The 12,703-nt window shown below is 42.5% G+C and carries 10 protein-coding genes; 2 read left to right on the top strand and 8 right to left on the bottom strand.

The window, feature by feature from the left end; all coding sequences use genetic code 11:
* Window positions 1-30: 30 nt before the first annotated feature.
* The 5 genes from ygfZ to H6H03_RS32780 form a co-directional block, all read right to left on the bottom strand.
* Entirely contained in the window at window positions 31-1,026 is a 996-nt protein-coding gene (gene ygfZ / locus H6H03_RS32800; RefSeq protein WP_190959216.1) for a CAF17-like 4Fe-4S cluster assembly/insertion protein YgfZ, read from the bottom strand.
* 529 nt (window positions 1,027-1,555) lie between these two features.
* Window positions 1,556-1,843 (bottom strand): type II toxin-antitoxin system Phd/YefM family antitoxin, encoded by a 288-nt coding sequence (locus H6H03_RS32795; protein ID WP_190959215.1) that lies wholly within the window; start codon window positions 1,841-1,843, stop codon window positions 1,556-1,558.
* A gap of 168 nt (window positions 1,844-2,011) precedes the next feature.
* Window positions 2,012-2,308, bottom strand: a complete 297-nt coding sequence (locus tag H6H03_RS32790; protein WP_190959214.1) for a hypothetical protein — start codon at window positions 2,306-2,308, stop codon at window positions 2,012-2,014.
* Window positions 2,295-2,588, bottom strand: a complete 294-nt coding sequence (locus H6H03_RS32785) for a BrnT family toxin (RefSeq protein ID WP_190959213.1) — start codon at window positions 2,586-2,588, stop codon at window positions 2,295-2,297. The genes H6H03_RS32790 and H6H03_RS32785 overlap by 14 nt, the downstream gene beginning before the upstream one ends.
* Window positions 2,589-2,788: 200 nt before the next feature.
* Window positions 2,789-3,277 carry a hypothetical protein gene (locus tag H6H03_RS32780; RefSeq protein WP_190959212.1) on the bottom strand — a complete coding sequence of 163 codons (489 nt, stop codon included), beginning with the start codon at window positions 3,275-3,277 and terminating at the stop codon, window positions 2,789-2,791.
* A gap of 164 nt (window positions 3,278-3,441) precedes the next feature.
* Between H6H03_RS32780 and H6H03_RS32775 the strand changes: the two genes are divergently transcribed.
* Entirely contained in the window at window positions 3,442-5,352 is a 1,911-nt protein-coding gene (locus tag H6H03_RS32775; RefSeq protein ID WP_190959211.1) for a protein kinase domain-containing protein, read from the top strand.
* Window positions 5,353-5,561: 209 nt separating this feature from the next.
* Here H6H03_RS32775 and H6H03_RS32770 read toward each other — a convergent pair whose 3' ends face one another.
* Window positions 5,562-6,668 carry a saccharopine dehydrogenase family protein gene (locus H6H03_RS32770; RefSeq protein ID WP_190959210.1) on the bottom strand — a complete coding sequence of 369 codons (1,107 nt, stop codon included), beginning with the start codon at window positions 6,666-6,668 and terminating at the stop codon, window positions 5,562-5,564.
* A gap of 134 nt (window positions 6,669-6,802) precedes the next feature.
* A complete protein-coding gene (gene crtD / locus H6H03_RS32765) occupies window positions 6,803-8,317 on the bottom strand; it encodes a C-3',4' desaturase CrtD (RefSeq protein WP_190959209.1) in 1,515 nt (504 codons plus the stop codon).
* Window positions 8,318-8,950: 633 nt separating this feature from the next.
* Here crtD and H6H03_RS32760 point away from each other — a divergent pair.
* Entirely contained in the window at window positions 8,951-10,231 is a 1,281-nt protein-coding gene (locus H6H03_RS32760; RefSeq protein WP_190959208.1) for a M16 family metallopeptidase, read from the top strand.
* A gap of 113 nt (window positions 10,232-10,344) precedes the next feature.
* Here the strand turns inward: H6H03_RS32760 and H6H03_RS32755 are convergent, their stop codons facing one another.
* The gene (locus H6H03_RS32755; RefSeq protein ID WP_190959207.1) at window positions 10,345-12,468 is read right to left on the bottom strand and encodes a glycoside hydrolase family 10 protein; all 2,124 of its coding nucleotides are present in this window, start codon (window positions 12,466-12,468) and stop codon (window positions 10,345-10,347) included.
* Window positions 12,469-12,703: the final 235 nt, after the last annotated feature.

Genomic DNA, 12,703 nt, shown 5'->3' with positions numbered 1-12,703 from the left:
CTGAATTCTGCATTCTGAATTCTTCTTTAACTATGGGTATTCGTGAGAAACAAATGGGATTTCTACTATTTCACCTTCAGTTTCTCCTACCTTAACTTTCAATCCCACACCACCAGCTTTGGTGCGGATGTAACCTAAGCCAAAATAGCCATCAGGAGTTTCTGTATAACTGGTCAGTTTACCGACCTTTTCATCTCCAACGGCGATCGCACTACCAATTTCCGCAGCAGCGCTGAGTTTAATGCCAAATAGGTGTTGCTTTACACCTTTATATGTGTTTAACCGAGCAATGGTTTCTTGCCCAATATAGCAGCCTTTTTCAAAAGAAATTGTCTGCCATAAACCAACTTCTAGGGGATTGTAATCATCGGTTAGTTCTGCATCTGGGGCGGGGCGACCTTGTAAAATTCGCAACATATCCCAAGCGCGATCGCTCATCTCTACTACTCCAGCTTCTACCAGTTTCTCCCACACTGTTGCTTTGTCAGTATAGGGAAAAGTTAAAGTGTAGCCGGGAATTCCTAGCCCACTACCTACAGCAACTCGCACTCCCTGAGCATTGGCAATGGTGTATACTTGGTGACTAGCGTAAGATTGACCGATGAGTTCGCCAATACCCAACTTTTCGATTACAGCGTCGCTTCCTGGGCCGATGAGGCTGAGGGTGTTAGTAAATTCTGTGATATCAGATAATTCCACCTTGTCGGCGAAGAAAATATATTTGTCTAGCCATTCCATGAGAAACTGGCGGCGGTTAGGCGAAACGAGCAAAATCACCGCATCTTCTCTAACGTAGGCGGTTACTAAATCAATTGTTCTGGCTGTGGAAGTGACGAAAACCGTATCACAACCTTGTCCTGGTTTGAGTGCGAGGAAATCATTGGTACTTTGGTTATGTAAAAAGCGGAGGCGGTCATCGCCAGACACTTTGATGCGTCCCCAGCCAGAGCGATCGCATATTGCAACCCCTTCTGTTGCAGCTTCGATGGCGGCTGCATCTCGATTGTCAATTGTAGATGTTGCCATGATGAGGAGTTTGCCCTGTTTGAATGTTGTCGCACTGGAAATCTTAGCAAATAAGGGTTTGCAGCTTCAATGCACGCGCCAAGTAAGTTTGAAAAGGATCTTGACTGAAGCGATCGCTTAAATTAGCGAACGACTGGAGTACAGGCAGTAAATATCCGATGGACAGTGCAATTTGGTTAATTAGTTTAAAGCTATGGTGACTAAAAGCATGAGTTTGTCAATGAAACTAAAGTGTTTCGTCAACAAAACGATGAGTTTGTAAATATTCCTAAAGTGTTTCGTCAACAAAAGCATGAGTTTGTCAATGAAACTAAAGTGTTTCGTCAATAAAACGATGAGTTTGTAAATATTCCTAAAGCTGTTGTCAATAAAACGATGAGTTTGTAAATATTCCTAAAGCTGTTGTCAATAAAACGATGAGTTTGTAAATATTATTAAAGCGTTTAGTCACTAACAAGGATAAATTTGTAAATATTTCAGCCTGAGAAAAGGTTTCTGCTTCTAAGTTATCTGAAGACATTAAATTTATCTACTCTTCTTTCTCAAGTCCAAATTTATTGCGGAGTTCATCTATAGACTGGGGTTGATTAGTCTTAGTCTTAACACGTTGTAAAGCATCTAGAAGTCGTGCTGCATTTTCAGATGATTGAAACAAATATGCCGTTTCTATAATGCTATTAAGTTCCGCAGTCGGAATTACGGATACACTTTCAGCACCTTCACGATTTACCACTACAGGTTCGCGGCTGCTAATTGCCTCTTCATAAATTTTGTCAAAATTATTGCACGCTTCGGTGTAGTTTATTTGGTTAGGCATTTTTTAGTTCTCAACTTATCTGTTATTCTCAGGAGTTACGCAAAATCATGAAAAAACGTAGACGCGGAGCGGCTTGCCGCAGGCTACCACAGAGGACGCAGAGGGCACGGAGAAATAAGAGTTTCAGAGAGTTTTTGCGTAAGTCCTAATTCTTTGCTAAACACTTGACTAGAGAGATGTTTCGGCTTGAATTTCTTGAATTATGGTTAAAATTTCCTCTTTGGATTCTATGTGCCTTGCTAGAACTTCAGCAGTTGATTCAAGTACCCGCTCAGAAAATAATTTAGCTAAATCTTGTCGCAAACTCTGTCCAATGTAAAACTTGAGTAATGCTTCAAGTGACATATCTCGATTAGCTGCAACTTTTTTGAGCGATTGTAATGCATCTATTGGTATGTTTATTGATACTGTTTCTGTTGCACGGGGTTTGAAATGTAGTTCGAGTTCTTCATCATGGTTGTTCATATAACTTTCTTTCTGTACGAGTAGCTGGACGAGCAGAAATAATGCGTGTTTGCCTACTGCGTTCTACATAAACTACGAGCAATAAGCGTTGAGAAAGAGAATAACCTAAAATGAAATCGCGCTGTTCATTATTAGCAGTAGCATTACCCATTTTGTAGAAAGGGTCAAAGAAAACTTCTGTTGCTTCTTCAAATGTAACACCATGTTTTTGAATATTACTTAGTGCTTTATTCTCATCCCATTCAAATCCAATACCTTGTAGATGATAAATAATATCCATGTATCAATTTTGCTTTTGCATGAATCTTTCTCTTTAATCTTCTACTTGATTTTGGGTGCAGTATTTTAAAATATTATCCGTTTCTTTGTCGGAATATTGATCTTGAGAGTTGTGGATGAACTCAACTAATGTGGGCATCGCTCTTAACATTTAGTCAGAGTGTGTTGGCATAATGTTAAGAGCGATCGCACTTGATTTTTTCAACTTTCAGGTAAACTGGCAAACCTTTGCTCAACTAATTCCTTTGCCTTAGCATCTAAACGCAGCCAATCCACTTCGCCAAGTTCATCAATCAAACTAGTATCAATATTAGCCGCTTCCTCCTGTGGGTTGTATTCAATAAAACACACTTGATAACACAACTCCCACAAATCGATACTTGCTTGTTGCTGTTGACGCTGCAAAAGTAAATGATATCCTGGATGGGGCATCGGTAGACGAGTTAGAGTCTGTCTGATTTCATCTGCTTCTTCGGGCGTTGCAGTTTCCATTGCTTGCAACAGTTGAGTCACCAGTGCTTTGATTTCATCAGTGGTGTTAGGCGGCCAAATCAGGACATCGTGGTAAGTTCCCGTCCAAGAAGACTCATCAAGCTGTTTGCGGATATTGTCGATAACGCGAATGAAAGCTGGTTGCATGAGGATTTCAGCCTGCTGCCATGCAACTGAGTTAGTTATTTTAGGTGGCATTGGTAATAAACAGGGGCACTAAACAGAGAAATAAACAGTCTGCGTTTATTAAAAAGCTGCGTTTTTAATCTAAATCTTTTTTCAAGATAGCGGATTTCATTGAAGAAAATTTGGAGATATCTATTACTAGCGGAAAATTTCGGTGATAACTCTGGGGAGTGAATATGATAGGCAAGTTACTAGACCATCGTTACCAAATAATTAGAGTCCTGGCGACGGGAGGATTTGGTCAAACCTACATTGCCGAAGATACTAGGCGGCCGGGTAACCCTATTTGCGTTGTCAAGCACCTCAAACCCGGAACTGACCCCAGAGTTTTTGCTACTGCTAAGCGTCTGTTCAACAGCGAAGCCGAAACCTTAGAAAAACTCGGCAACCATGACCAAATACCCAGGCTACTGGCTTACTTTGACGAAAACCAAGAATTCTATCTAGTACAAGAATATATAGAAGGGCACACCATAGCCGAGGAACTTTTACCTGGTAAGCGTTGGAGTGAAAGCCAAGTAATTCAACTGTTGCAGGAAATTCTCGGCATTCTCGAATTTGTCCACCAGCAAGGCGTGATTCACCGTGACATCAAACCAGATAATATTATCCGCCGCACTTCAGATAATAAATTAGTTTTGGTAGACTTTGGGGCAGTAAAACAACTGCGTACCCAAATGGTGACAGTTGGCGGACAAGGTTCTGCCACAGTGGTTATCGGCACTCCTGGCTATATGCCCACAGAACAAGGGCAAGGTAAACCCCGCCCCAACAGTGATATTTATTCCCTTGGAATCATTGCCATTCAAGCATTAACAGGATTGCCGGCAACAGAATTACAAGAAGATCCAGAAACGGGGGAAATTATCTGGCGGCATTCAGTGACTGTGAATCCTCGACTGGCGGCTGTGTTGACGAAAATGGTACGTTATCACTTCAAAGACCGCTACCAAACTGCCACGGAAGCACTGCAAGCGTGTAAAAACGCCATTAATCCCGTAGTTGCAATTTCTACGCCTCAAGAAGCTGTCAAAAATTCCAGCTACCAAGCAACCAAACCCCGAACCCAAGCAGTATCTCGCCAGCAAACTCTGGCAGTTGCGCCAGCAAATCATGTCCCTCCTAGACCTGTCCGTCAGAATAGCAAATCCGACCCGTGGCCAATATTAATTGGTATATTGTTGGCGGGTGGCACCGCGGCTGTAGTAGCAAATGTATATCCTAATGTAAAAAATCTAGCTGCTAATTTTACAGGGAATGATACTGCTTTAGCCAATAAATGCTCGGCTGTGGTTGTGGGAAATTCTAATATCCGTTCTCAACCTAGTTCCATCGATTCTAGTAATATTGTGCAAACTGTTGGTAATAATACTAACTTCGAGGTGACTGGCAAGCAAACAAAACGAGGTTGGGTAGAAATTAAACTCAAATCTGGCAGTTTGGCTTGGGCACACCCGGATGTGATAGCCAATAAAGGAGAATGGACTTCTTGCCTGCGGGAAAAAGGCATTGCAACTAAGACAATAGATGATAGTACCTTAATTACTACTCGACCGATTGCTGCGGCAAAACCAAAATCTAAGGATGTAGTAACTTCATCGTCAGAAAAATTAAAACCGGCAACTTCTGATAATGGAAAATCAGAGCGATCGCAACCTAATGAAAACAGTGCCCAGATTTTAGAACAGGCAAAAAAGAAGTATGATTCTGGAGATGTAGTTGGAGCGATCGCACTTTTAAGATCGGTTCCAACAACTGCTGCTTCTGATATCCAAGAGACACGCAAAGTCATCGCCCAGTGGCAAGAAGATTGGGCTAAAGCAGATGCATTATTTAATGATATTAATCAAGCACTAGAATCCGGTCAATGGGATAAAGTTTTAGATTACAAAAATCATCCAGAAAAATTGCCTAATACTCAATATTGGCGAAATAAAATCGAACCTTTATTTAAACAAGCAGCTGAAAATCTGGCAAAACAAACACTAGAAAAAATAGACGATCGAGTTAATCAGAAGAATCCTCAAAAAGAAGTTACAGATACTAAGCAATCTGACACCACAGAAACTCCTAAAGGAAGTTTGTAATATTAACGTTGGCAAACCAAGGATCAAAAGCCCTCACCCTAAATCCCTCTCCCAAGCATGGGAGAGGGACTTTGAAATTTGCTCCCCTTCTCCCAATTGTGGGAGAAGGGGTTGGAGGATGAGGCAAATTTTGCATTCGTGCAACAGGTCTATTGCTTTAGTGCAGCGAGGTGCAGCCCATTGCGAATTGGAATTAGATGCACGACACATTATGACCAGTTGTAATGAATTTTAATTCCTCGGCTTTGCATTGTATATTCAAATAAATCTGTTGGTAATGCTTCTTCTACAGCAAAAACACCTGGTTTCTGAAGTTTGCCTTCTAGCAATAATTGGGCAATACTACCAGTGCCACAACCAGAAGCAGCTGCTGTATTTTCGTGTACTAAATTTGAGCAATAAACGGCTGTTTTACCATTTTTTTGCCCTGTTACTTCTGAACGAACTGCTACGCCAATACCACTCAAACTATCGGTGAAATCTGTCATTGAATGGCTGACGTGAGAAAGAAATTCAATCATGTAACGACGCTGCATTAACCACTTGGGAAAAACATGTGCTGCTATCCAAGTCAAGTGATTGTAAAAATCAGGTACAGAACCAAATTTGGTAATTACAGTTTTCACTGATGGGAATGCATGGGGTAATGTAAAAGTTTCTGGCATATCAAACCAGTAAACTCCACTATCTTCATAGGGAGATGGAAAGTTAACTATTTCTCTTTCACTATAAGGTTTAACTATCTCCCATTTTCCATTTATCCAAGCTTCAAAAGGATGCTGTAATCCCAGAAAAGTTGTTCGCATGACTGTAATGCCGGCACCACCAGAACCAGAAACTAAATAACTTAAATGGATCTTTTCTGGTTTATCAAATTGTTCAACGCCCTGACGTACCATGCTGTTAGAAATGCCAGGAAAAATACCAGTATTAACAATGGCTGTCACTCCAGCAGCAGCAGCTTGTTGATGATAATTGAGAGCTTTACTGGTATAAGAACGATGGTCGCTGACATCTACATAGTTAACGCCTTGAGCAATGCAAGTTTCCAGAACATTAGTATCTCTATAATGGAATGGCCCAGCACAATGGATGACTAAATTAGAGTTGGCGATCGCTTCTCTTAATTTATCAATTTCTGCTAAATCTAATACTAAAAACTCTACTTGCCCCCCTGAAGATAAGCTAATGCTTTTCCCAGTCTCGGCAGAACGTCCAGTAATTGTAATATGTGCCTGCGTATAAGTAGCAAGATCGTGAGCAACACTGCTACCAATGCGCCCACGTCCGCCAAGAATTAAAACTCTGTCTGTCATTACTCCGGGATTAGCAACATTAGCTTTATTTCATCAATTTTTTGTCTCCTTTGTCATCAGTTATAAGTGTGATTTATATCATTTAATGAAATTCTTCCTACAGATATGTTGTAGGAGTGTAAAGCTATGCGTTGCTACATTTGCGCCTCAATTTGCCTGACTACTGTTAGTGCTGAATAACTTACCCCAGCAGTACCTTCGCCGGGATGGGTGGAGTCACCGACTAACCATAGATGTTCGATTGGTGTACGATTGGCAAAACCAAAGGGGCCAAAAGTGGGGATTCTTTGACCGATACCGCCAACTATACCGCGATCGCGGGCTGTGTAATGTGCAAAGCTACGGGGTGTTGCGGCTTCTACGTGAATAATTGTTTCTGGTTTGAGATAAAAATATTGGGCAAGACGAGCGATCGCTTGTTGGGTATACTTTTGTTTTAATGCTGGATAATCTTGAGTATTCCACCAAGGTGCAGGATCGACGAATGAGGAAGCGATAATCGTCGCTTTACCTTCTGGGGCCCGACCATCTCCGGGATGACTGACAGAAACAAATAAGGAATTATTCTCGCCAATGGGGCCATTGGCATCATACATAAATTGTAGGTGGGGTGGACATTCCAGGGGGATAGCGCTGGCGTCTACACCCAAATAAACCACGAAGGCGCCCGATGCTTGGGGGAGTTTTTCCACTCTGTTTTGATAACCAGATGGGGCTTTTTCTCCTAACAACTGCACCAAGTTTTGTACGGTGACGTTGCTAACTACATGGTCGGCTGCTTCTGTCCAGACTTCCCCAGTTTTCTGATTTCTAATTACTACAGCAGTGGCTTTGCCGTTTTCTACTTTGATTTGTTCGACGGTGTGGCGCATCAATAATTTGCCGCCATCTCGTTCTAAGGATTGTACCAGGCGATCGCTCAATACTTGCATACTACCTTCAAGATGAAACAATCCTTGGGGCAGTTGCGATACACTCAAGGCTGTGGCGGCGTAAAGTAATGCTGTTTCCTCTGCATTCACTTGGGAATACAACTTCAGTTGCAAATCTAAAAATGTTCTCAGTCGTCGGTCATTTCCCAACCCACATAACCGTAAAGCATCGCCCACGGTGAACAAAGTGAAGGGTACAGTAATTAATGTACTCGGACGTACTGCTTGGGTTAACTGCCACAAATCCCATAAATTACGCGGTGGTAGCACCGGGTCGCGTCCTTGAAATTCCCAACTGGCATTAAATAATGTTGCCATCAATTTCCAGAACGGTTCGCTACCAGGAAATTGCCTTTGTCGTTCCTGTTGCCATTTCTCTGGGTCGCGCCAAACGTTAATGGGCGTAATTTCTCCAGGTAAATACACTGCACAAGCAGGATCGCAAGGTGTTGCTTCAGGTAAATCTATTTCTAATTCTGAGAAAATCCGGTGGTGAATACCTCCAGGTTCCAAGCCTGCAACTTGGGTTGCGCCTACATCAAAGGTAAATCCTTGACGTTTAAATGTAGATGCACAACCTCCCGGTACGATCGCTTGATCTAAGATTAATACGCTGTAACCTCTATGAGCTAATAATGCCCCAGCAGTGAGTCCACCGATTCCCGCACCAATGACGACGACACGAGATTTAGTTTTGTCTACAGAAATCTTGGACATTGATACTGATTTTTTATAATTCTTAACATTACTACTCATAATTTTACAGCGTTTTTCATCTAATTTAAACTTGAATCACATATCTAGCCTGTAATTCGATTGCATCGGCTTACAATGCCATTGCATCGACTTACAATTCGATTGCATCGGCTTACAATGCCATTGCATCGGCTTACAATTCGATTGCATCGGCTTACAATTCGATTGCATCGACTTACAATGCCATTGCATCGACTTACAATTCGATTGCATCGACTTACAATGCCATTGCATCGACTTACAATGCCATTGCATCGACTTGTAAATACGGTAAATTTCTAAGTGCTGAATATAAACCCAATTGCTTCAAGGTTTTTAGCAATCAACACTGTCAGGACTTACGCAAAAATCGCCAAAAAGCTTTATTTATCGAACCGTCTTCTCTACGAGAGGCTTCCGCCAACGCGCAGCGTCTCGTAGAGAAGAACGCCAAGGATTCGTAGAGTGTGCGTAAGTCCTAACTGTTCTAACCTATGTAACTACAGCTATATTTATTACCCAGTCATCGGCACAGTGATGGTATGAATACCTGAAAACTCTTGTAAGTCGTAGATAAGATAAGAGAGTAACGTAGCTCCCTCACATAAAGTAGCAATGACCTCAACCGTGGACAAATTTCCTCGTCTAAATGCTCCAAACCTGCATAAATTACCCAATGGTTTGACAATCATAGCCGAGCAGATGCCAGTTGATGCCGTGAACCTCAGCTTATGGATAAAAGTTGGCTCATCTGTGGAATCTGATGCCATTAACGGCATGGCTCACTTTTTAGAGCATATGATTTTTAAAGGAACAGAACGACTAGCTAGTGGTGAGTTTGAACGTCGAATTGAAGAACGGGGTGCTGTCACCAATGCCGCTACTAGCCAAGACTATACTCATTACTATATAACTACTGCGCCGAAAGATTTTGCCGAGCTTGCGCCATTACAAATAGATGTAGTAACTAATGCCAGTATTCCTGATGATGCCTTTGAACGGGAACGATTAGTAGTTTTGGAAGAAATTAGACGTTCAGAAGATAATCCCCGCCGCCGCACTTATAGACACGCGATGGAGACAGCATTTGATAGGTTACCTTATCGGCGTGCGGTGTTGGGGCCAGAAGAAGTAATTGCCGGACTCAAACCCCAGCAAATGCGAGATTTTCATGGGACTTGGTATCAACCCCAGTCAATTACTGCTGTGGCTGTGGGCAATTTGCCCGTAGAAGAATTAATTGCAACTGTTAGCGAATCATTTACACAGGTTATTAAAACTCCTCATTCCCCATTGCCTATTCCTTATTCCCGACTCCCCACCGAACCACCATTTACAGAAATAGTCCGTCAGGAATTTATTGATGAAACTCTGCAACAAGCAAGATTAGTGATGCTGTGGCGGGTTCCGGGAATGGTTGAACTGGAACAAACTTATGGACTGGATGTGTTAGCAGCAATTTTGGGACATGGACGAACATCAAGACTAGTGCAAGATTTAAAAGAAGAACGGAAATTAGTTTCTTCAATTTCAGCAAGCAACATTAGCCATGAGTTTCAAGGTACATTTTATATTTCAGCTAAATGTGAAGTGGAAAATTTAGCAGAAGTAGAAAATGCGATCGCTCAACATATCCGTAGTTTACATACAGAATTGGTAAAAGAATCAGAAATTGCCCGCGTGCGGCGACGAGTAGCCAACAGATTTATCTTTGGTAACGAAACACCAAGCGATCGTGCTGGGTTGTATGGCTATTATCAATCTTTGGTGGGAGATTTGGAACCTGCATTTAACTACCCAGCTAAAATTCAGAATCAAGATGCTATTGATTTAATGCAAGCAGCCAAAGACTATCTTTCTGGTGATGCTTATGGTGTAGTTATTATGAAACCGTGAGTATGCACGTATCATACCATTTTAGATTTTGGGCATAGTTGATTTCATGTATGAAAACGATTGTGCATGAGACGTTGCAATGCAACGTCTCTACATGTGGATTAATACTGAACTTAACTAACTGTAATCACCGTTCCTAAACTCTCATTCGCCAGCCTATCCACTGCACATACAGCATAGGTTCCTGCTTGTTGGACAGTAGCAAAGGTTGTGCCAGCAGACAAAATTCGCGCAATTGTCCAAGTATCATCATCAATTTGGCGATAAAGTGCCCAGGAACGAACCGGCTGATTATCTCCAGGCTGCCAACTGAGTTTGCGGTTATTAACTTGTAGTCCGGTGGGTGGAGGAAGTGGTGTTGTGTTCTGCCAAGGCATAGTAGGAGGTAAGGCAGGTTTATTATAAAGAAAACTTTGGAATCGATCGGCTATGCCTTGACTATTTTCTCTTAAAACAGCGAGATTAAAAAAGATATTCCCTAATGATAAGTTTGCGGCTTGGCTACGACTAATTTTCACTTGCTTTTCAATCTCATCACTTTCTCGACTTTTATTGCTTGGTTCTGTGAGATTGTTACCTGCGTAAACGTGTCTTTGCTTTGTGTTGATGTCTGTCCACCACTTTAACAATGCAGAATAACTTTGTTGTGGTTGGTCTGTGCGCCAGTAAAGTTGAGGCGCAATATAATCAATCCAACCTTGTTCTAGCCATTTCTTCGAGTCGGCGTAAAGCACATTGTAAGCATCTAAGCCAGTAATACCGGGGGGTTGTCCGGGGCGATAAATTCCAAAGGGACTAATACCAAATTTCACGTGGGGTTTAGTTGCTTTAATTCCCTCAGAAAGACGCAATACCATTTTGTTAACATTGTCCCGCCGCCAGTCGCCGAGGCTGAGTGTACCACCAGTTGCTTTGTAAGCAGCGTAGGTTTTGTCATCCGGGAAAGATTGCCCGTCAACAGGATAGGGGTAAAAATAATCATCTAAGTGAACGCCATCGATATCGTAGCGCTTCACTACGTCAAGAATGACATTGTAAGCCCTGTCCTGAACTATTTTCAGCCCTGGGTCCATCCAGCGTTGGGTTTTCCACAAATAAACGGTTTCTGGATTAGTGACTGCTATGTGCGGATAGACGGTTTTAGCTGGGTTGGTGGAAGTGCTGGCGCGGTAAGGGTTGAACCACGCATGAAGTTCGATATTGCGTTTGTGGCATTCTGCGATCGCAAACGCTAAGGGATCGTAAAATGGTTCCGGTGCTTTTCCCTGAGTTCCCGTAATCCAATTACTCCAAGGCTCTAATTGCGATTCATACAAAGCATCTCCCTCTGGCCTAACTTGGAAGATTAGGGCGTTGAAGTTCAGTTGTTGTAATTTAACAGTAATTTCGGTGAATTCAGCTTTCTGTTGCTCAACAGAAAGTCCCGGTTTGGAAGGCCAATCACCATTCCACACAGATGCTACCCACGCCCCACGAAATTCTCTGATATGATTTAGCTTGACGCTACCAACAGGTATGGGTGTTGGAGTTGGCGTTGGCGTTGGTGTTGGCGTTGGTATTGGCGTTGGCGTTGGCGTTGGTGTTGGCGTTGGTATTGGCGTTGGCGTTGGCGTTGGCGTTGGCGTTGGTGGCAGCACGAGGTAACTAGAGGCAATCTTTTCTGCTGCACCTAAATAAACCAAAGCTTGATAAATAATTGCAGCTACATCTGCACGGGTGGCTGCAAGATTGGGATTAAGTAATTTTAGATTTGGGAAATTTACTACTAATCCTGCACTAGTGGCAATAGCTATTTGATTTTTGCCATAGTCAGGAATTTGAGCAGCATCTTGATAGATTTGTCCAAGTTTTGAGAGGAGTTCAGGTTTTACCTTCGTGGCAATTTCTAAACCTGATACTAAGGAAACTAAAACTTCTGTTCTAGTAATTCGGTTAGCAGAACGGAACGTTTTATCAGGAAATCCGCTGATAAATGCTTTTTCGTAAGCTGTTTGAATGGCTGCTGCTGCCCAAAAACTATTGGGTACATCAACAAAAGGTACATACTGCCGCTTTTTGGTAACACTTGGAAATGCCTTAGCGATGATGGCGGCAAATTCAGCGCGGGTGAGTGAGTTATCGGGGCGATAAGTGCCGTTAGGCAACCCGCTAACAATTTCACGTTGGGCTAAAGCTGTGATAAATAAGCGTGCCCAATGGTTTTGAATATCTGAGAACGGAGTAGAGATAGATACCATTGTTGAGATTGCAGCTAGCTAGCCTGGATTTTGATTACCTTTGTTAATTTAGCAATACCAGAGCGATCGCTGCTGCAATGTCTTGTAAACTTTTTTGGGCATTGGGCAAGCAGGAGGTGTAGGAGGTGTGGGAGGTGTAGGAGGTGTGGGAGGTGTGGGAGGTGTGGGAGGTGTGGGAGGTGTGGGAGGTGTGGGAGGTGTGGGAGGTGTGGGAGGTGTGGGAGGTGTGGGAGGT

It is taken from the genome of Nostoc paludosum FACHB-159, assembly GCF_014698835.1.
GTDB classification, from domain to species: Bacteria; Cyanobacteriota; Cyanobacteriia; order Cyanobacteriales; family Nostocaceae; genus Nostoc; species Nostoc paludosum.
The sequence above is the reverse complement of the archived record's forward strand: the minus strand, read 5'-3'. Positions and strand labels throughout refer to the sequence as shown.